The organism is Bradyrhizobium sp. USDA 4449 (assembly GCF_054056275.1).
Map to the genome: position 1 here is coordinate 3,878,128 of NZ_JBSRYD010000001.1, position 26,036 is coordinate 3,904,163.

Here is a 26,036-nt window from a genome sequence, read left to right on the forward strand (position 1 = left end):
TTCCCGTCGGTTCAACAGCAGGAGTGATTGGCTTCCTTGCGCAATACTGCAAAAATACGAACGGCCCAGCGCGGCCGAACCGCAGGAGCCGCCTCGCAATCAACGCGGAACATAAGTGCGATTGCTGTTCAAGTTGGGTCTGGCAGAAACAGCCGGCGGAACGCCCTGTCCGATCGGATTGCTGAACGGATTGTTGCCCGGTTGAGTTGCAACTGGAGTTCGCGGCCGGGTATAGGCCTGAGATCGGTTCGTCTTCTGTTGCGTGCCTTGCGCGAACGCCGGCGTGGCCAGCGCAAGAACGGTTGCCGAGATCACCAAAGCCTTGACGCGCATAGTCTCCTCCAACGCCGTTGCCCCTGAAGGGCAGCTCCTGCCGTTTAGATAACTTCGGAACCGCAGGTTAGTAAGAGGTCACGGCTTCTTGCAATCCGTATAGAAGGTCCCGTTGGCGGCAACGATCCGCTCGATGCATTGGCGTGGATCGCTGATATCGCCACTGATACTGAAATAATATGCCTGCGACTTCAGGATAAGCGCATAGCGGCCTGGCGGCAGCTCCAGCGCGGGGTCCTCGCTGTGCAGCTCGTACATCTCCGAGTTGTCCGGCACCGGAGACGCACGGAACGGGTAGGAGGCGTTGCGGATCACCCATGCCTCGTCGGTCTCGGGTTTCTTGCCGCTGGCTTCGGTCGAGAACTCCCGGGCAATTTTTGCGACGACGCGCACCTCGGCGCGCTCGAAAATGTTGTTCACCGCGTCTCGGCGAAACACGATGAATTTCGGGTGGCCATTCGGCAGGCCGGTCTGGTCGGGCGCCTTGAACGCAGCCGAGACCGCGACCCTAATGTCCGGCGGCCGGCCCCGCAGCAATTGCAGCTCGGCAAGCGACTTGCCGTCGACCACGGCGTAGAGGCCGTAATCAGCTGGCCGCGGCGGGTTCGGTTTCGGCGGAGCCACGGGCGGCGCCATAGGCGGCCTAGCGGCAATCTGTCGCTCCAGGGCCGGGCGCTGAAGATAGTGTGCCGGGACCGCCAGCCGCTGACTCTGCTGGACGACTAGCACCGCCAGGGCGGCCACCATGAGTAGCGCGGCCGTCCGCCTGACCACCGACCAGAGCGGATGACGAGCCCCGGCCGAGCTCCGACCGAAATCGATCCATGGGCTGGGCGCCGCCGGGAGTTCCCGAACCACCGCTTGGCGCAGGGGAATTGCCTGATCCGAAGTCGGGAGCGTGGGCGAGACGGGCGCAGCCGGCGGTAAAAGGCTGACCTGCTGCTGCGAAAACTCCTCGACGGCCCGGATGGCGGCCTCCAGCGCTTCTTGCGACCGCTTCATCTCCCTAATGTCGGCGTGAGTGAATTGCTCCTGGAGCTTGTAGCGGGCGAAGTCGTAGACGACCTGACGCAGGTAGTCGGGGTGACTTCTCACCGTATCGAGCATGCGGGAGATCACAAGCGCGAACTGCACCTCAGAAGCCGTATCCGCCTTGTCCTCATCGCTCGGTCGCAGGTGTCTCGAAGTCATGCCCGTCCGGGTTGGGTAGGTCGCGATCTCTTTGATCTGCAACGACGACCGAGAGATGGCAGCTTACCGCTCCCTTTTCAATGGTATCGGAAGCTAGGTCATTTGGTCCTGGTAGGCCGGAAAGGAAGGACTCAGCGCTTGCAAGGGGACTGGTTCGTCAAGCAACCGGAAAAACAGGATCGTCTAACTGGATTCTTTGTACGGAACGAAGATATGGACGATGGCGACACCGACGTGCCTCGTGGCTTGAAATACACCAGAAACTTCAGCGAGAGTTGCAAAGAAGAGAAAATAGAAGATTGCTGTATAGCGCCCCTCTAAACGAAATATTCGGCCTGCGACAGCGGCTCGGATCGGTCGGGTGGTTGCAGCGGCGCTTGTCGCAATGCCAATTAGCGCACCCACCAAAATATCAGCCGGGAAATGGATGCCTAAAAAAACCCGGGAAGTAGAGACGAGAAGTGCAAACACGCCAAAGAGTGCTCCGCCTACCCTGGAGATACGCCAAAACCCAGCAGCGATAGCGAATAGATATGTAGCGTGATCGCTCGGAAAACTGCTCCAATTCTCTAGATCAGGGCGCCAGCGGAAGGTCGGTGCGTTAGCTCCGATGCTATACATTGGACGCTCTCGAAATGGCACAAGTGTAGAGATGCCACGGTTCAGTATGAGTGCTAGTGCAACAGAAAAAAGGATCATGATAATGATTTCGCGCTCAAAGCTGGTTTTGTAATACGGCTTAAACCAAAAGAGGCCCACCATTCCCAGAAAGAGGGGCCCTACCAGAGCGTCACTGTTGGAAGCTAGGCGATCAAGAATGGGGTTTGATCCGCAAAGCCCATTGATCGCGCGAAAGATGAGAATGTCGCTGTTGTTTATGAATTCGAACATGCGGGAGAACTCGTCGATTGCAAAAAAAAGCTATTCTGCTCACCTTGCCACGTCAATTGCTACACTGGGTCATCGGTGCACGGTGCGGTCCGCACAAGCCGTGCGCGCCTAGTTGTCTAATATTGGGTAATGCGAGGAGATATCTACTTGCGCCCACGGCGTAGGTGCGGGGGGCATCGTCACCGAATGGGCGCAGTTGCATGCATTCGATCTCGATTGGCGAAAAAATCACGGCGCAGCCTCGCCATCGATATGAGTGACGTCTGCGCTCGCTTTGGTCCGCAACAAACCTTCAAGGTGGCATAGAATTCGCGCGCGCCGCAAGCTTATAAAAGGGATGCCCGAGGTAGTGCCTTAAACTCTGTCATGCGAGACAGGAGGAACAATGCTTGCCACATGGAAGTTCTGTAAGATCGTAGTCGCGTTGATGTCGCTCGCCGGCGCCTCAGCCCCTGAGCGCGCTTCCGCGATCACGGCCGAATTGGCCAAGACTTGTAGGGCGCTAACGACCAAGCAATTCCCGCCTCGAGAGCCGGCCAACCCGGCGGCAGGGAGCGCCAAGGGATCCGGGCTCGATCAGACGGCCTACTTCAACAAATGCGTTGCCAATAACGGCAAGATGGATGAACCGACCAAGTAGCGGCGGGCCGTGCCTGCTTCTCGGGCGGACCTTCACTGCTCCTTCGGTGGTGATGGCTCCAGAACATTGCCCTCTTTGCTCATACAATCCTTGAAATAGGATTGGCGGTCGCTGCTCATCTTGACAGAGCCGGGGCGTCTGTACGGGTAGGCCAAATACGAGAAATGCATGCACTTTTTGGCGACCTCGGCGCTTGGGCCTGCTGCCGCGCCGGTGGGAGCGGCGATGCCGAGTGTCGCGATTAGCGCAAACGCGTAGTGAGCCATGACCCTTCGCAAATCTCTCATCCCGTCCATTCAAGAGCGCGCGCCTGCGCGACTACAGCAAATCGTAGCAGGTCGGATTCTATCAGGCCAGATCGCTTGTTTAGGCTCCGCTGCGCTTAGCCAGGACTTAGCCACGGGCATGTTCGGGCGGCTCCCTTACCGAATCTTTAGGGCTGTCAGGTCAGCATGGTCGAATAACATACGGTTTGGGACTGAGCATGACACGCAAGACTTTCGCTGCAACCGTCGCTGGAATGCTCGCCATTCTCGCATTTGGGTCTGCTGCCAGTGCGTCGCCCTGCTTGCGCGACATGGAGGCCTACAGGCTCGCCGGCGACAGTATCGAATGGTCGATGGCAATCGTGCCGGGGACCAACTGCATCCAGGGGCTGCGCTGGTCGACGATGCAGATCTACAACGTGTCAGTTCTTGAAAAGCCGAGGAACGGCGAGCTCGTGTTGGTTGGTCCGGGCTTTCGCTATTTCGCAAAGTCTGATTTCTCCGGAACGGACGCCTTTACCCTCGCCGTAACCGGCAAAAACCGTCACGATGTCGGCACGTCCACGGTCCACGTGACGATCTCAAAATCGGACGCAAAGCCGGTCGGATCGACGCGGACTTGATTGGGAAACTCCGCCGATGAAGGTCAGCTCCGCCAATCATTCTTAATAAGTCTCTTTTGGCGTCTCGTGCGCCGCAATTCGGCCGGGTGCTTCAGTTGGCCTAGATACGCGAGCACCATGCGAGCAAGCGAAAGAATGCTGAGCGACCAGTATTCGACTACTTGGCTAACTCCGAAATCGCTGAAACGCTTGGGCCAGTCGAGTGAGGCTGCTGCCGGCAATGCCGCCGGCGATTTTCTCCGCCACATCGGCGACGTGGCCATGCCGATCTGGCGTCAAATTCTGTAATAACTCCAGCGAGCCCGCCACAACAAGAATGAAAGTCATGACGCGCACGAAGTGCTGAGGGTAGGCCAACACGAAGAGCGCACCGAGCAAGCAATAGGCAGAGAAGCGCTCGGCACCCGCCGAACCTGTCTGCGGACGAAGCCCACTTGGCGATAGTGTCACGAAGACAATCACGCCGAGGGCGGACCAAGCAGCCAGAATGAACAATTTGCGGAGCATCGAGGGCTCAAATACCGACTTGCGAGGCTCTCGTCCACTCCGTTCGGCAATGTACTGCTTCTCACAACGCGATCTCTCTTGATGAGTAGTTTGGGGTGGAAATTCTCGGCGGGCTCAATTCATTCACGTGGTGCCATCGCGAGCTCATAAGCACAGCCGAAACCAAGCTTTGGGAGGCCGAGATTAGAGGACGTCTCTCGTCTGGACTGGGCCTTGGGGCGGGGTCGCGTAGCTGCTCCACTTGCTGCATGGAGCAATCTTGCGCAGTCCTGAGAGAATTCGACGTGCCAGTTAAGGTTTAAAGGTCAGGTTAATTTCAACTAGGGTTTGCCGTCGCTCAACCGGCTCGGTATCTCCTTGCCAAGGAGGATGTCGTAATGTCCGATGGAGCCGCGGATTTTGCCGCAGATACGCCTGAGCCAAAAAGTGTTTTCGACATCGCATTTCCAATCGCATTTGGCGTTGCAGCTCTCCTGACCACGGCTGTTTGGTTTGCCGCGATCGCGTGGGTTGCGTGGCAACCGATACGCGTCCTGCTAGGCTGGATCTTGGCATGAGCGAATTTGGCGGCTTTTGTTTCATCCTGAGCATATACAAATCTATTCGGCAACAGATGTGTCAGAAATTCCCGTTGTGCAGCGCGGTGATTCGAATGCTAGGAGCTCTGACCATCGACCGCCGTTTCAGCTGATGGGCGAAGATTTTCGGTACGGCATCAATAAGAAAGGCATGGTGGTTCTCGCCGGACTTTCCCCGGAAGAGACTTTCGAGTTCGAAGAGCTGCTCTATCAAGATAGCTCCTCCATCCGCATGCGCGAGCTACTGGCAAAGCATCGCCGCGCGAACGGAACTGAGGTCTGAGCCTTGTGGTTGTCTCTCCCAAACAAGGGAGTAGATTATGATCCGTAGGACAATCCTGATAGCCATTACCTGCGCCGCGTTCTCCACGGCAGCACTTGCTCAAGGTGGCGGCGGTGCTGGCGCTGGAGGTGCCGGCGGAGCCGCCACCAGTGCGGCCGCCACATCAAATGCGACCACCTCAGCAGGTGCGAGCGGAAACGCGGCCACTTCTACCAACCCTAGCAGCGTCCCTTTCTCCAATCTAATCGGACAAAGCACTGCGCCGGCAGCATCCTCTAGCAACCGCAACATCGGCCAGACCTCGGGCTCGCCCGAGCCCTCGCAAGCACCGGCTCGGACGAGCACACAATCCTCGACAGTCAACACGGTCGCCGCCGAGCAGAAAGCGGCCACAACAGGAATGAACACGGCAGCGCCAAACAGTTCGGCGGGGGCTGTGGGGGCTCCAGGGGTCGGAGTCGGACACGCCGCCAACGGCCTGCCGATCGGCGCGCCTGGCTCCGGGCCGGGTTCTCCTGAAAAGCCGATCGGCTCGGGAAGTCGTAAAGTCCATAATTAGCCGCGGCGGCCGCTCCAAGCACCCTCTGCGTGCGGGCCCGCCCACCGAACTCTGATTGTCGTACCTCAATCCCGATCAAACGCTGGGGTCTCGTAAACGAATGGCACAACCGCACTGGCTGCAGGTCGTGGAACACTCTAAACGGTACTTGCGGAACCTGTGCAGACCGGCGAATAGCCGCGCGGCTTGACATAGGCTAATGCAGGGTGGCACAATCAGCGGTATATTATACCTGCTTTTTTTCTGGCGATCTGCTCCCTTCGAGCGAGGCGCAACCGTGGATTTGAAAACGGACAGGATTGCAGTCGGGACACGTTTCAAGCTCAGCGAACTCGGAAGGATTCGTTGCCCGGAGCTCGCTGACCGGGGTGGCGTTGTTGTGGCCGAAAGCGCTCGCACCAGCGGCATCACTGTTTTGTTCGATGGTGCCAAACGACCCACCGTTTTGCACAGGGATTATATTAGCCCCAAGATCTGATCAGGCATTACTCCTAACGAGCTAGCTAATTAGAAGGCTCGCACGGCTGCCTGACGTGTCATAATTTGCTCTGTGTACAGTCGCAAACTTGTCACGACTCCGTACCCAGTTCTTCCAGTTTCCCTGCTTCAACAGATTTGTATTTTCAACAACGGCCACCTCGGAGGGGGACGGGATTCATGGAGATATTCCGCGCGGAAAAGATTTGCGTTGTCGAGGACAACTCAAGCAGGACCTGCCGGATCTGCGGCAAGAAAATGAAGCTTCTTCGTACAGTGGTGGACTCTGAGAGCGGAGCCATCACTCATATGTTCGAGTGCGGGTGCGGAAAGCGCCTCTGGGATGACTGAGGCGTCCCTCCGCAGGGGGAGCTAGCCGCTTCAGCATAGATATCGCACCGCCCGCGATGCGTTTGGGAGGGTAGCAGCTAATGTGATTTTCTAGAATGACAAAGAGGACTCAAGGCCGGTCTTGCCGTCCTTATTGTGGTGCCGGGTCGCGGGTCCTGCCGAGCAGGCGGTCGCTCGCCGTCGTCGAGACCAGCCCCAGGCGATGGTTGTGCGGTCGTTCTGCACGCCAAATCAACATGCCATGGGTCCGCTCATCGGGAACATTGGACTTGCAAGAATTATCCCCGATACCAACCGGCGAGTGTCCACAGCCCCCGTCCCAGAAAATACATCCACAGCCCGGTCGTACTCAGCAAGTCAAATATCAGCACAACTTCCAACACACGGTCCGCAATTGGGCGATGTTCGATGTCGTGATCAGATGTAAGCAGCTGCGTCGCTTCCGACATGACTCTACCCTTTCAGCGTCGACGGTTCTTGCCGGGAAAAAACAGCAGACAAAAACAGCAGAACGAGGACCGCTTTTAGCCTAGGTTAATCGGATGGAAAATTCTTTGGCTCAGATCCCAAACCTCGACGGTAACTTCAGCGACAAGTCTGGTTTGACGCGTATCGCTGCAGGTACAGAGGAAACGCTCTCGTCCTTGGGTTCCGGTCGGGCCAGGAGCGCCGTTTGGTTTTTCAGCGCCGGAAACCTATCGATCCAGTTGCGAGGCGCGCGTTCCGAATTTCGCGAAGCAGCACCAGGCGTTTCGTTTGTGCGGCGTTGAGCAGACCTTCGAACAGCACAAACATCTCGCGACCCTGGACGTAGACCTCCGTGTTGATGGCGTGTTGATCGAACCCATAGGAGGCGAGGCGCGTGTCTATTTCTGTCGCAGCGATCGGGTCAATCCGCCAACTGAGGGCGTTTTGCAGCGTGTAGTACTCGGCCTCCGCTTCGAACTCGGGGTCGATCCCGACCATATCGATCCGCCGCAGGGCCGCTTCAATTGCCTTTTGGCGATAGGTCTCAAGCAGTTTGTGGCGCAGCACCCGGTAGCGTTGGATCTCCCACGACAATTCGGCGACGTCGATGGCGAGCAGCCATTCGATCGCCGAGCGCGGCGCGAGGTCGGCAAAGATTGCTTGCCGCAGCACCTCGTAGTGCTCGAGACTCTCACCTGGCAATAGCAAAGGCGGAGGTGCCAAGGCCTCGAACTCGACCGGCAGCGCGGTGAACTGGTGCGAGGGCGAGAATGGCCTGTTCATCATGGCGAGGCCTCCGATCCAAGAGGTGTCGGCAGAGCCGCGCTGGCGAGTCCGGCGTTGGTTGGATCGTGCGCGGGACTTGCCGCCCACAGCTCCTGTGCGATGGGCAGGGGAGAGATCTGCAGATTGGCCCACCAAGCCCGTTCGTCGCCGCGGCGATGCAGCTCGTGGTGATGAGCGCGGCATAGTGGGACCGTGAATTCGTCGCTCACCTTGCGGCCAAGGGCCCTGGGTTGAGCGAATTTCAGGTGGTGAGCATCGCACGGGGTTTGCCCGCAAACCAGGCAGGGCTGTTCGCGGACAAACAGCAGATGCGCCTTGCTGCGCTTGCGGGGTGGCTCCTTAGGGTAGGCCAGCCCTGCCTCGTGCGCTGCCAACGATGGCTGCAGCGCGGCTTCGGTGTCCGCAGCCGATGATTGGTCTGGCACGTTGTGCTCTCGCGCCGAGGGGGGCGCGCGGCCGGTGGCCGCCGCCGGGCGGGTGGCCGCCTCCAGCCTGACTTGATAGGCGGCCTCGACGCAGCGGGCGTCCGGTTCCTGCAGGGTGTTCTTGAGCGGGAGGCTTGCCTTGGCCCAGCCGAGCAGATCGGTGCCAGCTGACAGAGCTTCGAGCTGGCGCAACAGTTGCTCGCGGAGCGCTGCGGACTCGCCCGGCCGCAGCAGCTGCGCGCGGTGGAGGACGCCCTTGCCTGGTGAGGCCTTGAGGCTCGGCGGCGCTGCGCCCGGCGGACCGGCGACCGTATCTGGTGCGTCCAGATCGTCCTCGCCGGCAATGCCGACGAGCGCGAACAACGCATAGCGCCGCGCATAGGTCAGCGCGGCGCCCATGCGGTGCGGCGCCTCGACATCCTTGCTGGCACAGACCGGCCACTCCGAGGAGATCCATTCGCCGGAGGCATGGGCGAGCAGGGTGGTGAGGTGGATGGTGCCCGTCGTGACGTCGGTCCGGGTGGTCTGGATGATGGCGATCTCGTGCCGGCTCAACGTTTTGCGCACGATGTCGAGGCCGGAGGCCAGCGAGGCGTAGTGGAAGGTCCGGTCGTCGTCGCGCAGGAACGGCGAGCGGATCTGAGCGGTGAGGGTCTTTTCCGGGTTGGTCAATTCGGCCTGCGCGCGCGCCAGCGCGGCTGCGATCGCACCGATATGTTCACTGGCCTGGTGCATGGACGCCCTCCATCTCGACCGGATCAAAGCTGATCGCGCCGGATTTGGCCCGCTTGGCGCGAACGCCGTGGCCGATCGCTTCCTTGGCGTCCTCGGGCATCAGCTTTTTGAGCTCGACCTTGACGAGCTCGTGCTCGCCATGGGCAGCGCGGGTGCGCAAATAGGTGGCGGCATAGTCGGCCCAAAGATTGGAGGAGGTCATGTCGACCACCTTGACGGCGGCCAATCGTGGTCGCGGCGTCTCAATCCCAAACAGGGTCGGCGGCTCGCCGCTCTGCACGCAGCGCCAGAACTTCTTTTCAGCGGTGAGCAGCAGGTGCTGGTACAGCGGGTCGGCATGCACGGTGATCTCGACCCATTTGCCGCCGCCGGTGATGATGGAGAGCGCGGCGGAACGTGACGCGACCACCCACATGTTGTGTTGTAGCTGCGCCATGTGCTTGTCGGCCGCCGTCTCTTCGGTAAAGGCCCAGGGCAGCATGAACTTGGCCTCGAACACCGAACCGGTCTGCGCGACCACGCCGTCGAGCGTTGCCGCCATCCAGCTGTGCACGGGATGCCGCACTCGCTTCTGAACGTCGATGATGACCTGCCCGGTGCAGCGCTGGTACCATGTCCGGTTCAGTTCCTCGGTGACGGTGCCGAGCTGCACCACCAGGTTTTCCGAAAAATCTTGCGGCGCGATTTCGCCGCGCTTTTCGCGCCATAGGCGCGTGAGACTCTGCTGATCATCCCCCATGATGATGCGTGCATCCGAGCCGCCGACAAAGGCGCGGCGGTCTGTGGGGATGAATTTGACAACGGAACGCGGCGCCTCGGCGCCGTCAGCTGAGATCGTGGCCACCGGTATCTCCTTAAGGTTGATGCGGCCTGCCGCCGCACCGCCAAAAGCCCCGCCCTGGCGAGGTGAGATACCGGCGCCATCGGTTGCGCCCGGTCCAGCCAGTAACGCTCCAATTGCACCGAAAAGCCAGTCCTTTCTGCAGCAAAATCAAGGTTTTTTGGCTGGAAAAGTCTTGATCTCTCAAGCCCTTGGTGGGAGCTTTCCGGATCGAGATCTGAGGGCAACGGCCATGGCATCAGCGCGACAAATCGAAGCCAATCGCCGCAACTGTAGACGCAGCACCGGCCCCAAAACCGCGGTTGGAAAAGCCAAGTCCAGCCAAAATGCAGTGCGCCATGGGCTGGCCCGGGGTGACGGCAACGATTCTGCCGCGATTGAAAATCTTGCCGTCGCGATCGCCTTGGGGCTCGGGCATCAGATCGCGCCGGAGTTGGCGATTTCGTTTGTACGCGCCAAGCTCGCGCGGTTGCATATTCGCAGTCTGCGGCAGGACGTATTAGTCGCTCTGCTGACCGGCCCGAGCCTGGCGGCCGTCAAGCGTCTCAAGAGCCTTGAGCGCTACGAGCGGGCCGCTCTGGTGATACAGAAGCGGACACTTCGCGCGCTAAGCCTCGCGTGAGGTTGAATGCAGGGCTATTTGGCTTCGTTCTGGATTTTGGTCGCGTTGCCGCTAGGGCTCTGCGAGATAGCTCCTTGACAGCGTGCTGTTGCTTTGAAGTTAGCTGGACAGTCGTGCAGCTTGACCGTCACCTCAGTTACGGAAAAAAACCTTTGATCTTTTTGATGCCGGTGCCATGTGCCGGGAGCTTCCGCAGTCGATCGTAATAGGCTGCTAGTTCGTCGGCTGACATGCCGTAAGGGTCCGCGTGTGTTGCACTTTCGATTTCGCGGATTTGTTCGATCACTGCCATCATCATTGTCAAGGCTTTCATTCCGCCCTTGGCTGCGACATCGACCAGTCGCTTCACCAGTATCTCGTCCGTCCGAACGCGCAATCGTTGGCCGTCTTCGACAATGGTTCGCTTCCGCTTCAACTCATCTGCAAAGAGCTCGGTTAATGTGGGATATTTTTTCGGTCGCCCTCGCGGATTGCCGGACTGGCCGGGTTTGAAGCGTCGCTCTCTCGGCGGTTTTCCGTAGCCAACCTCATAGTCTCCGGATTTGTGCCTGGTCATTGCGCGCGCTCCCGAGCCCGATCTGCAGCAATCTCGTCGAAACGGCGTCCGGTTTGGAGGTGGACCGCCATTTGACCAGTGTGGCGTTGCCAGCGCCGGATCGCGACATCCACGTAAAGCGGCTCCAGCTCGGTCGCGTAGAGGCGCCGGCCGACTCGTTCGGCAGCCAGTAAGGTCGAACCGCTGCCCAGGAAATTGTCCAAGACAACGTCATTGCGTTCCGTGCAATCGAGAATCGCGTCGGCCAGCAACTGAACCGGCTTTACAGTGGGGTGTAAGGCAAGCAGGTTGCCGTCGTCGCCATTCCGTTCGAAACTGTTGCATCCTGGATAGTGCCAGACGTTGGTTCGAAATCGACCATGTCGACCAAGCTCGACATTATTGCGATGCGGCCCTTTACCGTACTTGAAGACAAAGACGAATTCGTGCTGGCTGCGATAAAATGATCCCATACCTGCGTTCGATTTCACCCACGCACAAATGTTCTTGAGTTCGAGCCCTGCTTCAGCAGCGACGGCAAGAATTTCAGCGGAGTGACGCCAGTCCATGAAAATGTAGAGGAGGGCGCCCGGCGCGAGGTGCTCTATCGCGCGGAGCAGGTAGCCGCTCAGGAAGGCGGTAAACTCTTTACTGGACATTTCACCGGACGCCATCGCAAATTCGCGGTGGCGAATGCGTCCTCTGCCCGATACGTGTCCTCGAATTGGCACGTTGAACGGCGGATCCGTGATCACGGCCCGCGCGCGTTTGCCTGCCATAAGGGCGGTGAATGAACTAGATTCGAGCGCGCTTCCGCACAAAACTCGGTGTCGACCAAGTTGCCAAAGATCGTTGGCAGCAGAAGTGCAGGTTACCGCAGCCGCGGGAACGACATCGGCTGGGTCAGGAGATGACTCAACCTGCAGCGTTTCGAGATGTTCGATGCGAAAATCGATCTCTCCCTGGGAAAAACCTGTGATCTCGAGGCTGCACCCGAGTTCGAGCTGCGAGAGATCCCTTAATGTCTCCGCGACCGCGCGGTCGTCCCAAGGGGCGAGTTCGCCGAGTCGTTGCTCAGCAATTCGGTAGAGTTCGAGTTGTCCGGGCGTGAGATGCGTTACGCGGATGACGGGGAGTTCGCGTAAACCAAGCTGGAGGGCGCCAAAGTACCAGATCAAGCCGGCTACGATGACACCTGACGAATCAATGATAATGGGGCTGAACAAGCCCAACGCCTCTATACATTTCGCATATTGTTTCTTGTGGCGGTCGGTGTGTTTTCGGAGTGCTGGCCTAGGCGGCGAAATTGCCTCGATTGGTAGACGCTCGACCGGTCCCACTTGTGTGAAGACCTCGTTGTGTTTCGATGATACGGCCACGATTGACTCCTTGGTTCGACTGCGTCGGCCCCGGAGTCATCTGTACCGTGCGGGTGCCCGTTAGCCGGGCTATTGGGCCCTTGAGCGTCGAATCGTAGCAATCGCATTTCGAAACGTCTTGAAGGTCATCCTTCGCCTGCCTGTGCCAAACTCGTAAGAAAGCTTCGATCCATCGGCGGACTCGATGGGATCGCAGCCGATGTCCCTCAATTGTGCAGAAAAATGAGGCCAGATCTCTTTCGCACTGAGGCCCCGAAGCTCAGGCTTGGAAACTAGGCCTTCTATGATCTTGCGAAGCGGCTCTGCGCGGTCGCCTACCTTTACGCGCGGGCGAGTCGCCCGTTTCCGTTGAGCCTGGAGCAAGCCATGGACATCGCGCTCAGCTGGGTAGAAGCCAAGGACGCGCCTGCCATCAATCATGCTATCCGGACAAATGAAAATATGAAATCTTAAAATTGAGGGGTACAATGTCGCGACATTGCGGTCGTGCAGTTTTGTTGCGGCCTTAATTAGCTCGTTCGGATTGTCGATTGAGGCCAATCGTCGCTGGCAAACACCCATCCACCGCTTCTTCGTCCGACCGAACGTCATGTCGCAGCTCCTTATTATTGAAGGAGCTAGCCACACCCACATTGCGCTTCAGCTGCTCCTCGTTGTTAACCGGAGCTCGCTAGATTGATCATTTTTCGGGGGCTTGCATCACGCGCGATCCAAGTCGAATTGTGGCAAGAAAAGAGCTCACATTGTTGAGGTCGTTTGGAGGCGACGCGGTCGCTTTGTTGGTATCCTCATGCCGAACTTGCACAGCGCGTCGGATATCTTCTGCTCGGAGAGGTGTTCAAGCGCAGGCTCCCGTTTCGCAATGTAATCCTGGATCTGCTTTAGCAGTGTGATGTTCCGCCGAAGGCGTGGCAGCGCGCTGCAATCGAGGCAGGGCCGTTGAAACCAGATTGGGCGTCGGTAGCATTCGCGCTCAGCTTCCAGGTAGGCGACGGTGTGCTGGACAATGCTTAGCTCAGTCGCCTCATAAGCCCGCAGGACAGGGATGACTTCGACAGCGCGCAGCCGCGTGCCATCGGTCAGCTCAACATTGCCGTCGGAATCGAATGTTGCGCCGTCGAGTTGGAAGATGTCGAACGTTTCAATCGCCGAGTCGCCTTGACGTTTCGTCAGAAATTGCATCGACCCAGGCAATGAGACCAGATAGGTCATATCCGGACGCTCGACCCAGACGGTGACCAGGCCAACAATTCTCTCTCGGTGAAGCTTTAACCCTCCGACCCGGATCTGGCCTGCGCGCGCGCCGAGTAGGACGTTGGCTTGTACTAGGACATCGATGGCGTCGGCGAGCGAGCGCCGCTCGTTGTACCGGTCCTGTTGCAGCCGCACCTAGTCGGGCATTTTGGGTCCTCGCCTGTTAAGTTGAGATGCACGCGCTTAACCTTCAACCCGTAGCTCTACGGTTGCACCGAGACCGGCGGGGAAGGCGATCGACTTGGGCGTCCCTGTCACTCGGCGCCGTGTGTCTGTGCATTGCGCGGATTCGCCACGAGTCGTTTGGCGGTCGATCGGTGACGGCTGCCTAGCTGCAGCGCGAGAGACTGCTGTGTTTATGAGCGCCGCGATGGCGCGACCATCCGGATTTCGAATCGCTCGCGGCGCGCCTGTTCACAGGCCGTCGAGCCATGAACGCGAGCTCTCGGGCCAAGTCGATGCGCGTGTGGATCTCGGCGCGACGTCACCTGCGTCGACAAGGACGACAGAAGGTGAGCGCTTCACCGCGGCGCATTTCCGATCTACGAGCCCGGTCTCGACGGGTTGGTCGAACCAATGTTCGGGCGAAGCGGCTCGATTTCACGACGGATCTGTCGAAGCCGGATGCCGATGCCGTGTTCATCGCGGTCGGCACGCCTTCGCGCCGCGGCGAAGGTCATCCTATTGTCTTATGTCTACGCTGCCGCGAAAGAAGATCGCGGAGTCGCTCTCCGATTTTACCGTGGGTGAATGCCGGTCGGTACCGGCGACGTGTCGAATGCGGTCACCAGTGCGGGGCGCGATCTCGGCTTCGTCACGCTGGAGCCCGAGGCGTTCGGCGCGGCCAAGGCGATCTCGATCGACTATGCCGTGATGGAAAAGACTGCGCGCGCGGCTGTCGTGCCGGTGTCCTGCGGTTGGTCCGACGTCGGCTCCTGCGCGGATGTGGGAATTGTCCGACAAGGGACGCGCAAGGCAATGCGGCGCATGGCGCCGCCGCGTTCGAGGATTCGCGCAACGCCGCTGAGAAGGCGGTTACGACCGATGTGTGCGGCGGCCACGTTGCTAGGGTAGCCGCTAGATCTTCTGATTGTACTCGCCAACTTCCGGGTGGGTGCGCAGCACGCTGTTCACCATCTCGAACATGTCGTGCATGCGCTGCTCGGAGACCGGGCTCTCGACCACGACCACGAGCTCGGGCTTGTTCGAGGACGCGCGCACCAGGCCCCAGCTGCCGTCCTCGACGGTGACCCGCACGCCATTGACGGTGACGAGATCGCGGATCGCCTGATCGCCGATCTTGGCGCCCTTCGCCTGCAAACCTTCGAAGTGCTTCACAACCTTGTCGATGACGCCGTACTTCACCTCGTCGGCGCAATGCGGCGACATGGTCGGGGACGACCAGGTTTTTGGCAGTGCGTTCTTGAGGTCGGCCATCGACTTGCCGGGCGCCCGATCGAGCATGTCGCAGATCGCGATCGCGGAAACGAGGCCGTCGTCATAGCCGCGGCCATAGGGCTTGTTGAAGAAGAAATGGCCTGATTTCTCGAAGCCTGCGAGCGCGCCGGTCTCGTTGGTGCGGCGCTTCATATAGGAATGCCCGGTCTTCCAATAGGCGGTCTTTGCGCCTTGCTTCTGCAGCACTGGATCGGTGACGAACAGCCCGGTCGACTTGACGTCGACGATGAACTGCGCGTCCTTGTGAATCGCCGACATGTCGCGCGCCAGCATCACGCCGACCTTGTCGGCAAAGATCTCCTCGCCGGTGTTGTCGACGACGCCGCAGCGATCGCCGTCGCCGTCGAAGCCGAGGCCGACGTCGGCCTTGTGATGCAGCACGGCGTCGCGAATCGCGTGAAGCATCTCCATGTCCTCGGGATTGGGATTGTATTTCGGGAAGGTGTGGTCGAGCTCGGTGTCGAGCGGGATCACCTCACAGCCGATCGCCTCAAGCACCTGCGGCGCAAACGCGCCGGCCGTGCCGTTGCCGCAGGCCGCGACCACCTTCAGCTTGCGCTTGAGCTTCGGACGATTGGTGAGGTCGGCGATGTAGCGCGCCGGATAATTCTTGTGGAACTGGTAGGAGCCGCCTGCCTTGTTCTTGAAATCGGCATTGAGCACGATTTCCTTCAGCCGCGTCATCTCGTCGGGGCCGAAGGTCAGCGGGCGGTTGGCGCCCATCTTCACGCCGGTCCAGCCGTTATCGTTGTGCGAGGCCGTGACCATCGCGACAGCGGGCACGTCGAGATCGAATTGCGCGAAATAGGCCATCGGCGTCACAGCAAGCCCGATGTCATGAACCTTGCAGCCCGCAGCCATCAGGCCCGAAATCAGCGCATATTTGATCGAGGCCGAATAGCCGCGGAAGTCGTGGCCGGTGACGATCTCCCTGGGGACACCGAGTTCGGCGATCAGCGCGCCCAGCCCCATGCCGAGCGCCTGGACCCCCATCAGGTTGATTTCCTTCTGGAACAGCCAGCGCGCGTCGTATTCGCGAAAGCCGGTGGGCTTCACCATCGGCTCGGATTCGAAGGCGTAGGTGTTGGGCATCAACACGGATTTCGGCTTGGGAAACATTGAGACGGTCTCGTGAATGGAAGAGAGAACGCAATCGTACGCATGTTGGATGCGTAAGCAAGGCGAATATATCAAACTCGAAACGCGACCACGTCTTAGTGGTGCAGTGATCCGACCGCTCGGCAAACTGACCAATGAACACGGGCGGGGACATTTTCATTGCTGAGTCTGCCCGCAGGGTCGCCGCGGTTTGCTGTAATCTTGTTGTCGACGAGGGCCAAGGCGCGCTTTTCAGCGTCGCTCAGTCCGCGTATCACCAAGACGGGGACGTCCTTGAGTCCAAGCTGCTGCGCCGCTTCCCAGCCGCCGTGCCCGTAGATGATCTGCGAGTACTCGTCCGCTAAAATGGGATAGGTCCACCCAAATTGAATGATCGAGTGGGCAACTCGTGTGACTTGCTTTTGGGAATGAGTTCGCGCGTTCTTCTTTGCGGGCTTAAGCGATCGAAGCGGCAGCAATTGGATGTCGTGCTGATCAGGCTGGCAGGGCAGGCGATCGGGCTGCTTATTTCGGAGGTGGGTACGCTTGTTGGGCCGTTGCGGGCGGCCGGGGTCATTGGGAGCTCCATTTTCAATGAAGCTGGCAATCATCACATCCTCGAGGCCCGCGCATCATCACGAGCCAAGTCGAATTGAGGCAGGCTCGCCTCAATTTTCGTGCCTCAAATCTTGGTTGGTGATCTTGTTCGGCGCGCTGGGATTCGCATGCCGAACATGCGCAGTGTATCGGCAATTTTCTGTTCGGAGAGGTTCTTGAGCGCAGGTTCTCGCTCCGCAATGTAAAAACGAATCTGCTTTAATAGCGGGATTCTGCGTTTGAGAGCTGGGAGCGCGCTGCAATCGAGCGCGTCGCGTGGCTGCTCAAACCGGATCGGGTACCTGTAGCAATCCGATTCAGCCCCTAGGAATACGATGACGTGGTGGAGAATGCACCAGTCCAGCTCGGTCACGTGGTAAGGAAGCTTCGACGGAATGACCTCGACGGCCCGCAGCCGTGTGCCATCCCGCAGCTCGACGTTGCCCCTGGAATCGAACGACGCGCCGTCGAGTTGCGAGATCGCGAAGGTCTCAATCTCCGTGCTGCCACGACGTTTGGCCCGAAATTGCGCGGAGGTGGGCAGTGAGACGATGAAGGTGATTTCGTCCGCCGTCCTCGCGAAAGAGGCGATGATCAGGCCGACAATGTCATCCGACGGCAGCCGCAACGCCCCAACCCGGATTTCACCCGTATCCGGAGCGTCGAAGACGGCTTCCGCGTGCAGAAGGTCGATGACGTCGGCAATCCCGCGCCGCTTATCGCATTGGTCCTGTTGTAGCCATTGGTAGCGAGGCATGGATTTAACGTGGAGCGGAAGTCCTGAACATCAACACCGTGGCTCTACGGGGTTAACGAGACCAGGGCGGCCGCGCAATCCGATTTGGCCGCTAGCTGGCTTGCCAGGCCGCTGCTCTGGCTTCAATCGACTCCGTTCGTAGCGGCGTGCACCGCTCGCCTGAACGCTCCGGAATCCTTCGCATGGCTGCGATCTCAATCCTTCTTCGTCTTAGGATCGGCGCCGGCGGGTGCACCATACCGACCGCCCGCACGACGTTGTCGGAACCAAGTTCTCCGGCGAGGATCACGGGCGTGCTGATGTGGTAGATGATCTGCCGGCTATGGCCAGTCGGGGTCATGCCCAGCGCGCCGATTTGCCGGTCCGGTAGGCTGTCCAGCATAAGACCGTCGGCAACACCGTCGCAACTCCGGAGACCGGCATACGCACCGAGGTAGCCTATAATGCGTCGGCTTATGTCACGAATCTCCAAGCTCGCGCGGCGTCGCTAAAAGCCTTGCTAAATGCTGGCAGGTTCTGGGGAGCGAGCATCGTTTCATGGTTGCCGGGGATTTGCATAATCTTCAGGCGCGGACAGCGGCGCTGCCAACTTTGGTCCGAGCGAGCCGTCAAGCCCGTTCGAAGCAAGACCGCTGACGTGTTCAGCGCAATCGGATTGCGGTCGAGCGCTGCAATTCCTGGGGCTGCTAACCGGATTAGAAAGCGCATACTAAGCTCGTTCTCAAGAACAGGATCGACCGCCAAGCTCCGATGAAGTCGGCCGGACGGCTTCGCTCTGCGCAGGATCCCGACCAAGTGCTCCTGAGACAGTCGCAGCATCGCGCGCCAAAAAAGGGAGCGCAGGAATTTAGCCAAATCAACAATTCGTCTCTCACGTACGAGGCGCGCGCCACGCTTAAGCGCGCGCCCTAACCATCCCGTCGTCGCCGCTGAACTCACCGTGAACGCGTCCACTGCGCAAAAGCCCGAAATATTCCGGCCGGCTGCCTGAAGTTGCGCCGCCGCGGCATAACCGAAATGGGCGCCGATGGAGATGCCAATGATGCGTATGGGTCCTTCTGGAACCAGGGCCTCGATCTGGCGGACTAGATCATCGATCAAGGTCTGCAGCGAAAACCCAATTTCCACGTAGCGGCGCCATCCTGGATAGACCAATATCGCGAATTGGGTCGTCTCTGGAAATCCCGCCCGGAACGGCCCGAGGTCAGGGACGCCGCCGCCTGCACCCGCCAAGACGATTACCGGCGATGATATCATCATTTCGTTGACGTCGCCGATGCAAGTCGCCGCGATACGATTTTCGCCGAATAAGCCGTGCCCGCGACGAACCGAAACAACGGCCCGAAGCTCGTCGCCGATGCCGGGCCAATGAAATACAGGCCAGGAACCGAACTCTCGAAGGTCGCATTCAACTTCGGAGCCTTCTCGATTCGGACAATCTCGCTTCTAAGCTGACGGTCCAGGAAACCGAGACGATCGACGTCAACGTTATATCCGGTCCCGACGACGACGCGGTCGGCTGCAAGATCGAACTCGGTTCGATTGTGCGTATTTCGAAGGCTGAGCACGGCTCGGCCGCCCTCATGGCGAGCGCCAATCAGCTTTGTACCGCAATGAAGCGGAACCTGATGCTCCACACGTGGACGCAACCACCATGCCCCCTCCGGGGGTAGATGAGTTTTGACGAAATGGGTCCTCAAAGGCGCCGGGACGAGATACATCGCACCTGGAAAGCTTGTCAGAGCCCAGGCCTTGGGTCCCGTGCCAAGCTCCGAGATCGGAGATCGGATCCTTTGCCAAAGGTTTCGGTTCGAAGATGCGCGGCGCATCCAGGAAATCAAAGGCCTACGAACGATTAACTGTGCTCTCGCTCCGACTTCGTGCAATAAAGCCGCGGCTTCTAGCGCCGATTGTCCCCCGCCGACAACGGCGACATCAAGCCCGCGATAATCCGCAAACCGTCCAATCGTGGACGTGTGCTGAATTAGCTCGGGCGCGAGCGGAGCAACCTCTGCGGGGATATTCGCGAAACCCGCGAGCCCGGTCGCGATCACCACACGCGAAGCTGAAACGGACTCGCCGTTCGTCAATGTAATGGCGAACTCCTCATTGCGTCTTTCAATTCTGACAACGTCGAAGGGTTCGACCCAATCGACCTGGCTTTGTTGAAACCACAGCCCGTACGCAGCAAAATCCTTGATCGAGCATGGCTCGAAGGTTTCCAGTCCGCGCGGACGGCTGTAGTCAGCAAATGAGAAACCACGCCAAGGAGTTGAGATGTCCGTTCCGAAGCAGAATGATTTCAGATAACGTTCGCCGCCGGCGGCCGCGATCTTTGACCAGAACTGCATTGGCTGACCAAAAATCCGATGATTTATATTTTTGGTCGCCAGATGTACCGCGAGCGAAAGGCCGTACGGACCGGCGCCGATGATGACGGTATCGGCGCGGCTCATGATAACACTTTCTCCGCAGTTGCCACCGGCGCCAGAGACTTGCGCCGCGTCGCACGAACAAAGCGCGGAAGAGCTCTCACGCCAAGGTAGATTTCGGAAAGCGCATGGACGATCGCCGGCAGCGGGTCTGATTTGTCGATCGCGATGTCAACACAGTGCGTTGCGTGCTGTCTGCTCCATGCCCACCAACGCTGCCGATCCGCGTGTGGCGCGCCGGAAGCAATTCCCTGCGCCAACAATATCGAGTTGAGGGTGAATCGGTCGGAAAATACTAACGCCAATTTATGTTCGACTTGCGCTTTAGCCACGGCCTCGCTGAGAGCGTCTGCCTGACCTGAAGCATCCAGAAATGCGAGCAAGGGGAGCGGCATTCCGCGCTGAATATCAAATCCAAGCTGGTTATAGAAGCGCGGGTTGAAATCAATCATGGCCCAGCGCTCGTTAAATCGAATGAATTCCGCTTCAAACACGCCGAAATAGTTTAGCTCCCGGCATAGCGTGTAGACCATTCTTGAAAGGTCCCGTGAGGGAGGAAGCGCCTCATGGCAAATACCAATCCCGATGGGTCGTGACCGTTGGAACACTTTTACTGAGCGCCTGCTGACGAATAGCTCGCCCGTCCGGTCGATAAATCCGGTGATTGACTGGACGTCTTGGCTGCCATCGGCCGCGAATTGTTGCAGAAGAGGCCTCTTGAGGCCGATCGATTGCGCCGGCGGAGCACTCAGATAACGCTCGCGAACAAGAAAAGCCTCATACTGCTTCCAAAACTCATCTGGCGTTTCGACAACGACGCCTTTGTCGTTCCTGAGACGTTGCACATGAGTGCGCGGCTTGATCAGCATCGGATAAGGAAATGTCGCTATGAGTTTCGAAAGTTCGTCGCTCGTTTCAGGATCCCAGCTCGGTAGTACGTCAAGCCCTGCCCGGACCGCGGCATCCATAAGCAACTTTTTGTCAAGGATACGTCGGATGCATTCGAGCGACGGTTGATACATCAAGAAGTACTGCGCCAGAGCGGCGGCATTGGCAGTGTAAATCCAGGCGGTCTGATCCGAGGTAGGGAGCAGAACAAGGCCCGGAGTGGCCTTTCCAATTGCTATAATGCATTCAAAAAATAACTCGTGGTCGATTTCAGCAGGTGCCGAATAGGTACGGCTTGTATGCCTCGACCATGCCGCCGCATCCAGCCGGGTGCTTGAGAGGACTTGAGCCCCGATACCGTTTCTGCCGAGGTCCCGCACGGCGGCGATCGTGCCTCCCGAGGACGCCGAAGCCAGAAGCACCGAGTGTTGCCCGCTTAATGGAATCTTCACTGCGCTCAAAGCTGCTTCTCAATCAAAAGTATGTCGCAGCGGCTCATCGCTGCCAATCAATCTAAGCAGCCAAGCAAATGGCTACGGACAGCGCATCGTTAATATAGAGCTATGGTTTACGTCGTGCGGGCTAGATCAGAAAAAATCGCCACCACTTGGAAGACCGCCAAGCGGCTCGAAATGGTTTTCGTTTTGAGGTTCGCCGATGTCGGAAGCGGCTCAATCGCACCGGCCCGAGCGTGATCGCGAGACTTCCGGTTCGTCGCCGACGGATATGTCACCCATCGGGCCAACTCCGAATTGTCCAACTGTTGGCAGCCGGGCTCATTCGTTAGCCTGGTGCAGGTCGAGCGCCGCGCCATGAGAAACAACGAAGCCAAAGCAATGGTGGGTCCGACGACCGGTCTGGCTTGCCCGGTAGGGAGTTGGCGCATCCGGGATAGTCGGCGCACCGGGCCGCTACGCCGGATCAGTAAGGCGCATAGCACGAACGATGGGAATACATTTGAAGAAGTAGCCATCGTCCGAACGCGCGCGAAAAGATCTAGCTGATGCACCTACATCTTCAGTTAGATCGGCCATAAAGATGGTCCTCGCCTCCCTCAGCCTATCGGATGGCGCTGCTCCGGGTTCGCGCGCTGCATCGATGGTGACGAGCTGACCGCGCTTGCGCGCGCGGTCAGCGCCGCATTGAGGCCGGAGATGCCTCCGGAGCTGAGTTCGGGGCTTGAAACGTGAACAATCAACGTATCCGCGCCGTCCGGCATGATGACGTTGACCGAACTTCTGGAGGCACAGATCTCGAGGGCTTTGAAGCGGTTGGCTGCCTCGATCCCTACGAGAGTGTCGCCTTCACGCGACAAAAGCGAGCGCCGCGACCTTCAGGAGTAGGTTGAACTTTCGTTCTGCAGTAACTTGAGCAGAATTGATGAGTAATTTGGCGCGGGGAATCCTCGATGGCCTAGGCCGTGTACTCATAAACCGGCGGCGGCGTCCGCTTCGCTCCGATATCGACCTCCTTTGCGCAACTGCAGCAAATGTCGCGATGGGCCAACAGCCGACTTGCGCGTTGCAGCGTTTTGGGGCTAGGCGCTGCTCAGCAGCCGTTGTTGCACGTTGGTTTGTGGTCAGAGACGCCGCTTACAGCGACACTCTCGAAGTATGCCGCGGGCTTCCGCTAAATTCTTGCGGGCTATCGCGAGATACAGAGGTCTGAGAGGGTTGCAGTCTGCTGTATAGAGAAAAATGTGAGATCGGAGAAGGGTTTCGCAGCTGTCGTCCGTGCAGCAGAGCCTCGGCCCTTCGTTGACGACGCGCCGGCCCAAAGTTCCACTTTGAAAAAGTTGAGAGGAGACGATAAAAAATGAGCTAGGATGAGTGTGCCCTACATGAGCAATGGCTCTGGAGCCTTGTCATGAACTTTCCTCGTCCTCGTCCTCGCCCCCGCCGATCAACTTCCGCTCAATAGGCGGCAGCTGCTTATCGTCGAGGATTCAGGCGTAATTGCTGTCAAGTTGTGCAGAATCCTGGCGTCGGCCGGAGCGGAAATTGTCGGTCCGGTGGCGACTGTCAGCGCTGCAATCGGGATTATCGGCGATACACGCCAGCTAGACGCCGCGATACTGGACGTGGATCTGCGCGGCGAACTTGTTTTTGGAGTTGCCGAGACGCTCGTGGCTCGTCAGGTCCCACTACTGTTTATCACGGGCTACGACGTGAAGGCTCTTCCCGAACCTTGGCGCGAATGGCCGTTGATGCAAAAACCATTTGCTTCGAACGATGTAGTTAATGCAGTCCAAGTTGCCATCAAAGCGGGTCCGCGACGGCTGGATGGCGAGCCAAGGGAAACGTTACCCGCTCAAGATCGTCGCATTGTCGATGCGATGAATTCCAGCCGGAACCTGATCATGGAAAGTCGGATAATTCGCCACAAGGACTAGCACGGCAGATCGACCGAGACGTGCACGCCATCATCTGTGAACTCGACAGATGTCTTTGCATCAAGCTCAAAAGGCAACAGCGCTTCCAGAAGCTCTAGGCCAAACCCTCGGGTCGATGCCTGATTGTTGGCGCTCAACTCGGCACCGCGCTCGCGCCAGTCAAGCCGAAGCATGTCGCGCCCGCTGTCGGTGATATTAATCCAACTTATCTCCAGCAGTCCCTTAGCCCTTCGCAGAGCCCCGTGTTTCACGGCATTGGTGAGAAGCTCGTGGACTGCCAGCGCAAGCAGCTGAATTGCTGCGGGCGGCAGCGGCTGGTTCGGTCCTTCGTGAAGGATGATCTTGCCTCCTTGATCCAATCCGAGGGCCCTAAGCTCTAGCCGGATCAAGTCCCCAACGGTGACATTCGGCTGAAGGTCACGCGACAGCAGCGACTGCACTCGACCAAGCGCGGTCAAGCGTTCCTCGAAACGCTGTGCGAAATCTTCTAACGATCGGCTGGCTGCCACCGTCTGATCGGCAACACCTGAGATCACAGTCAGCAGATTTCGTGTCCGATGCTGCAGTTCGTGAATGAGAATCTGGCTTTCGCGGCTCTTCCTCAGCGCAGCCTCAGCCCGATCCCGCTCCACCAGGTGAGCTGCCGATCGCGCAAACAAGTTAGCCCATCGCAATTCACGTTCGCTGGGTATGTAGGAACTTGCAAAGTGTACCGTGAGCACCCCCAGCAGTTCGTCGCGCCGCGTTTTCATCGGCGAACTGAAGGCCGCGGCATATCCGAGGCTAGAGGCCGTGGGCGCATGCTCGGCCCAGCGAGGGTCTGAGCCGATGTCAGCCGCCACAACCCTTTCCCCGGTTCGGATGCAGGCCGCGCAAGTGGAATGGAAGTCTCGGTCTATCGGCGGAACCGCGGCCAGGGCCTGCTCGTCGAAACCCCGCGATGCCGCATAAGACAACGTCTCAGTTTCCGGGTTGAGAATTTGAATCGTGCCGCGATCGCTGTCGAATACGTCCATTGCCGCATCGAGCACTTCGCCCAGTCCGGTCGACAAGTCTGCAATGGCAAGCAACCGATCGGTGAGCTCGTGCATCCGCGTCATGATGCGCAGTTCGTCGGTGAGCTCGGCTTTGGCGTGCTCGCCAGTCGCAACACTATTCGAGAGGGTAGAGGACAAGCTCGGCTCCAGTGGTTTCCCAACTTACTGCGGCACCTCTATTCGTGTATTTATGCTCGCTTGCTCTGCCCCCGATCCTCCATAGCATCAGAGGCGTAATGCTCTAACTGATGGTCGCGGACGAGCCGCTTGCTCTCATTGATGATACGCAGCGACCTCTCAATAGCTTCCCTGGCATCAGTGATTATAGCGATGTCCAGTGGTGTCGTTCTATGTATTTTGGGTATTTCGGAGGTAGGCCGGGGCTCTTGTCTGGGCATGAGTCTCAATCCGTGCACAACGTTGCAAAAAACGCAATTTAGGATGGACTAGTCCTAACTTGAAGGACCTGATGACGTCCATGAGCGAACGGGACAGTCTTGTTGTCGGACAATTGAACTGCCGACTAGATCAACGCGAGTGCCTGAGTCAGGTTCGGGTCATTTTCGAAGCATTTGGCAGAGATTGAGGACCGGTTGATGTCGGCTCCTGTCCGTAAGTGCCGTACCAAGAGAGCGGGCCAGGATCGTTGCGTTTGACCGGACTGCCGTGATTCAAACTCCCGAACTGGGAGCTCAAATCATGCGCTACGAACTCGCCGACCATGAATGGACCGCCATCAAGCCGATGCTGCCGAACAAGCCGCGCGGCGTTCCTCGGGTGAACGACAGACGGGTCCTCAATGGCATCTTCTGGGTCCTCCGATCAGGAGCACCCTGGCGTGATCTGCCGACGGCGTTTGGCCCATACACCACTTGCTACAACCGCTTCATTAGGTGGCGGCGGGCCGGTGTTTGGGGCCGCATCGTAGAAGCTCTTGCCACTGCCCATGATGCCGCTGTCCAGATGATCGACACCACCATTGTCCGCGTGCATCAACATGGAGCCTGCATATCAAGAAACAAGCGCCAATCGATGGGAAGGTCCCGCGGCGGCTTAACAAGCAAAATTCATGCGGTGGTCGATAGCAATGGTCTGCCGGTACGGCTGGCATTGAGCCCCGGCGAGGCACACGACGTTCGACTTGCGGGAAAGCTGCTGTCTCGTCTCAAATCTGGCTCAATGCTACTTGCCGACCGCGGTTACGACGCCGACTGGATCAGGGAGCTTGCCATGGAGAAGGGCGCGTGGGCCAACATCCCACCGAAAAGCAATCGCAGTGATCCGATCTGCTTCAGCCCCTATCTCTACCGAGCTCGCAACCAGGTCGAGCGGTTCTTCAACCGGATCAAACAGTGCCGTCGGGTGGCGACGCGCTACGACAGGCTGGCAGCGAATTACCTTGCTTTCGTTCAGCTTGCCTCGATCAGGCTATGGCTTCGCGTTAATGAGTCCACGTCCTAGTTCATTCACATGGTGTCGCGAGCTCATTAGCCGCGCATTGCTAACCCTTTGCCGGGACCAGAAGCGGTCTCTCAACTGCGCCTTTCGCTTGCGCAGCCGTGACAAAATCGACTGGGAAGTTAAGGTTTACCGGTCAGGTTAATTTTGTCGTCGTTCAACTGGCTCGGTATCT

Annotated in this window: 27 protein-coding genes and 2 pseudogenes; 8 read left to right on the plus strand and 21 right to left on the minus strand. The window is 58.7% G+C overall.

Features of this window, described 5'->3' with window-relative positions; all coding sequences use genetic code 11:
• Nucleotides 1-99 precede the first annotated feature (99 nt).
• From ACVIIW_RS17980 to ACVIIW_RS17990, 3 genes are all read right to left on the minus strand, one after another.
• Complete coding sequence (locus tag ACVIIW_RS17980) at nt 100-333, minus strand: hypothetical protein (protein ID WP_456701933.1); 234 nt, start codon at nt 331-333, stop codon at nt 100-102.
• 78 nt (nt 334-411) lie between these two features.
• On the minus strand, nt 412-1,440 hold the full coding sequence (locus tag ACVIIW_RS17985) for a hypothetical protein (RefSeq protein ID WP_456701934.1): 1,029 nt from the start codon (nt 1,438-1,440) through the stop codon (nt 412-414).
• A gap of 267 nt (nt 1,441-1,707) precedes the next feature.
• Nucleotides 1,708-2,415: a phosphatase PAP2 family protein gene (locus ACVIIW_RS17990; RefSeq protein WP_456701935.1), complete on the minus strand. Its 708-nt coding sequence runs from the start codon at nt 2,413-2,415 to the stop codon at nt 1,708-1,710.
• Between the two features lie 385 nt (nt 2,416-2,800).
• Between ACVIIW_RS17990 and ACVIIW_RS17995 the strand changes: the two genes are divergently transcribed.
• Nucleotides 2,801-3,055: a hypothetical protein gene (locus tag ACVIIW_RS17995; protein ID WP_456701936.1), complete on the plus strand. Its 255-nt coding sequence runs from the start codon at nt 2,801-2,803 to the stop codon at nt 3,053-3,055.
• A gap of 32 nt (nt 3,056-3,087) precedes the next feature.
• On the opposite strand, the gene ACVIIW_RS18000 is transcribed toward ACVIIW_RS17995, so the two are convergent.
• Entirely contained in the window at nt 3,088-3,321 is a 234-nt protein-coding gene (locus ACVIIW_RS18000; RefSeq protein WP_456701937.1) for a hypothetical protein, read from the minus strand.
• Between the two features lie 218 nt (nt 3,322-3,539).
• On the opposite strand from ACVIIW_RS18000, the gene ACVIIW_RS18005 reads away from it, so the two are divergent.
• Nucleotides 3,540-3,944, plus strand: a complete 405-nt coding sequence (locus ACVIIW_RS18005) for a hypothetical protein (RefSeq protein WP_456701938.1) — start codon at nt 3,540-3,542, stop codon at nt 3,942-3,944.
• A gap of 165 nt (nt 3,945-4,109) precedes the next feature.
• On the opposite strand, the gene ACVIIW_RS18010 is transcribed toward ACVIIW_RS18005, so the two are convergent.
• Nucleotides 4,110-4,451 (minus strand): VanZ family protein, encoded by a 342-nt coding sequence (locus tag ACVIIW_RS18010; protein WP_456701939.1) that lies wholly within the window; start codon nt 4,449-4,451, stop codon nt 4,110-4,112.
• A gap of 690 nt (nt 4,452-5,141) precedes the next feature.
• Between ACVIIW_RS18010 and ACVIIW_RS18015 the strand changes: the two genes are divergently transcribed.
• Nucleotides 5,142-5,312: a hypothetical protein gene (locus ACVIIW_RS18015; protein ID WP_456701940.1), complete on the plus strand. Its 171-nt coding sequence runs from the start codon at nt 5,142-5,144 to the stop codon at nt 5,310-5,312.
• A 2,068-nt stretch (nt 5,313-7,380) separates the two neighbouring features.
• On the opposite strand, the gene ACVIIW_RS18020 is transcribed toward ACVIIW_RS18015, so the two are convergent.
• Genes ACVIIW_RS18020 through ACVIIW_RS18030 form a run of 3 tightly spaced genes read right to left on the minus strand, consistent with a single transcriptional unit; the run spans nt 7,381 to nt 9,948 of the window.
• Entirely contained in the window at nt 7,381-7,953 is a 573-nt protein-coding gene (locus ACVIIW_RS18020) for a hypothetical protein (RefSeq protein WP_456701941.1), read from the minus strand.
• Nucleotides 7,950-9,113, minus strand: coding sequence for an ERF family protein (locus ACVIIW_RS18025; protein ID WP_456701942.1), 1,164 nt, complete (start codon nt 9,111-9,113; stop codon nt 7,950-7,952). The genes ACVIIW_RS18020 and ACVIIW_RS18025 overlap by 4 nt, the downstream gene beginning before the upstream one ends.
• A complete protein-coding gene (locus ACVIIW_RS18030; RefSeq protein WP_456705188.1) occupies nt 9,097-9,948 on the minus strand; it encodes a YqaJ viral recombinase family protein in 852 nt (283 codons plus the stop codon). Before ACVIIW_RS18030 ends, ACVIIW_RS18025 begins: the two co-directional genes overlap by 17 nt.
• Nucleotides 9,949-10,186: 238 nt before the next feature.
• Between ACVIIW_RS18030 and ACVIIW_RS18035 the strand changes: the two genes are divergently transcribed.
• On the plus strand, nt 10,187-10,576 hold the full coding sequence (locus ACVIIW_RS18035) for a hypothetical protein (RefSeq protein ID WP_456701943.1): 390 nt from the start codon (nt 10,187-10,189) through the stop codon (nt 10,574-10,576).
• Nucleotides 10,577-10,712: 136 nt separating this feature from the next.
• Here ACVIIW_RS18035 and ACVIIW_RS18040 read toward each other — a convergent pair whose 3' ends face one another.
• From ACVIIW_RS18040 to ACVIIW_RS18055, 4 genes are all read right to left on the minus strand, one after another.
• Nucleotides 10,713-11,132, minus strand: a complete 420-nt coding sequence (locus ACVIIW_RS18040; RefSeq protein ID WP_456701944.1) for a DUF5681 domain-containing protein — start codon at nt 11,130-11,132, stop codon at nt 10,713-10,715.
• Nucleotides 11,129-12,490, minus strand: a complete 1,362-nt coding sequence (locus tag ACVIIW_RS18045) for a DNA modification methylase (protein ID WP_456701945.1) — start codon at nt 12,488-12,490, stop codon at nt 11,129-11,131. The genes ACVIIW_RS18040 and ACVIIW_RS18045 overlap by 4 nt, the downstream gene beginning before the upstream one ends.
• A gap of 69 nt (nt 12,491-12,559) precedes the next feature.
• Nucleotides 12,560-13,081, minus strand: a complete 522-nt coding sequence (locus ACVIIW_RS18050) for a hypothetical protein (RefSeq protein ID WP_456701946.1) — start codon at nt 13,079-13,081, stop codon at nt 12,560-12,562.
• Between the two features lie 147 nt (nt 13,082-13,228).
• The gene (locus tag ACVIIW_RS18055; RefSeq protein ID WP_456701947.1) at nt 13,229-13,879 is read right to left on the minus strand and encodes a hypothetical protein; all 651 of its coding nucleotides are present in this window, start codon (nt 13,877-13,879) and stop codon (nt 13,229-13,231) included.
• Nucleotides 13,880-14,221: 342 nt separating this feature from the next.
• Here ACVIIW_RS18055 and ACVIIW_RS18060 point away from each other — a divergent pair.
• Nucleotides 14,222-14,489: pseudogene (locus tag ACVIIW_RS18060) on the plus strand (UDP-glucose 6-dehydrogenase); the annotation flags it as partial.
• 26 nt (nt 14,490-14,515) lie between these two features.
• Nucleotides 14,516-14,790, plus strand: a pseudogene (gene cpsB, locus ACVIIW_RS18065) (mannose-1-phosphate guanylyltransferase/mannose-6-phosphate isomerase); the annotation flags it as partial.
• Between the two features lie 31 nt (nt 14,791-14,821).
• Here the strand turns inward: cpsB and ACVIIW_RS18070 are convergent.
• The 8 genes from ACVIIW_RS18070 to ACVIIW_RS18105 form a co-directional block, all read right to left on the minus strand.
• Complete coding sequence (locus ACVIIW_RS18070; protein WP_456701948.1) at nt 14,822-16,321, minus strand: phosphomannomutase/phosphoglucomutase; 1,500 nt, start codon at nt 16,319-16,321, stop codon at nt 14,822-14,824.
• A gap of 95 nt (nt 16,322-16,416) precedes the next feature.
• The gene (locus tag ACVIIW_RS18075) at nt 16,417-16,911 is read right to left on the minus strand and encodes a ParB/Srx family N-terminal domain-containing protein (RefSeq protein ID WP_456701949.1); all 495 of its coding nucleotides are present in this window, start codon (nt 16,909-16,911) and stop codon (nt 16,417-16,419) included.
• A gap of 71 nt (nt 16,912-16,982) precedes the next feature.
• Nucleotides 16,983-17,654, minus strand: a complete 672-nt coding sequence (locus tag ACVIIW_RS18080; RefSeq protein WP_456701950.1) for a hypothetical protein — start codon at nt 17,652-17,654, stop codon at nt 16,983-16,985.
• Between the two features lie 91 nt (nt 17,655-17,745).
• Nucleotides 17,746-18,036, minus strand: coding sequence for a hypothetical protein (locus tag ACVIIW_RS18085; protein ID WP_456701951.1), 291 nt, complete (start codon nt 18,034-18,036; stop codon nt 17,746-17,748).
• A 71-nt stretch (nt 18,037-18,107) separates the two neighbouring features.
• Nucleotides 18,108-18,887, minus strand: a complete 780-nt coding sequence (locus tag ACVIIW_RS18090) for a thioesterase domain-containing protein (RefSeq protein ID WP_456701952.1) — start codon at nt 18,885-18,887, stop codon at nt 18,108-18,110.
• 23 nt (nt 18,888-18,910) lie between these two features.
• A complete protein-coding gene (locus ACVIIW_RS18095; RefSeq protein ID WP_456701953.1) occupies nt 18,911-20,110 on the minus strand; it encodes an NAD(P)-binding domain-containing protein in 1,200 nt (399 codons plus the stop codon).
• Nucleotides 20,107-21,426 (minus strand): ATP-grasp domain-containing protein, encoded by a 1,320-nt coding sequence (locus ACVIIW_RS18100; protein WP_456705189.1) that lies wholly within the window; start codon nt 21,424-21,426, stop codon nt 20,107-20,109. Before ACVIIW_RS18100 ends, ACVIIW_RS18095 begins: the two co-directional genes overlap by 4 nt.
• 602 nt (nt 21,427-22,028) lie before the next feature.
• Nucleotides 22,029-22,289, minus strand: coding sequence for a hypothetical protein (locus ACVIIW_RS18105; protein ID WP_456701954.1), 261 nt, complete (start codon nt 22,287-22,289; stop codon nt 22,029-22,031).
• A 696-nt stretch (nt 22,290-22,985) separates the two neighbouring features.
• Between ACVIIW_RS18105 and ACVIIW_RS18110 the strand changes: the two genes are divergently transcribed.
• Nucleotides 22,986-23,366, plus strand: a complete 381-nt coding sequence (locus ACVIIW_RS18110; RefSeq protein WP_456701955.1) for a hypothetical protein — start codon at nt 22,986-22,988, stop codon at nt 23,364-23,366.
• Here ACVIIW_RS18110 and ACVIIW_RS18115 read toward each other — a convergent pair.
• Entirely contained in the window at nt 23,363-24,541 is a 1,179-nt protein-coding gene (locus ACVIIW_RS18115) for a sensor histidine kinase (RefSeq protein WP_456701956.1), read from the minus strand. The two genes, ACVIIW_RS18110 and ACVIIW_RS18115, sit on opposite strands and share 4 nt — an antisense overlap.
• A 561-nt stretch (nt 24,542-25,102) precedes the next feature.
• On the opposite strand from ACVIIW_RS18115, the gene ACVIIW_RS18120 reads away from it, so the two are divergent.
• Nucleotides 25,103-25,864 (plus strand): IS5 family transposase, encoded by a 762-nt coding sequence (locus ACVIIW_RS18120; protein WP_456701957.1) that lies wholly within the window; start codon nt 25,103-25,105, stop codon nt 25,862-25,864.
• The last annotated feature ends 172 nt before the right edge of the window (nt 25,865-26,036 follow it).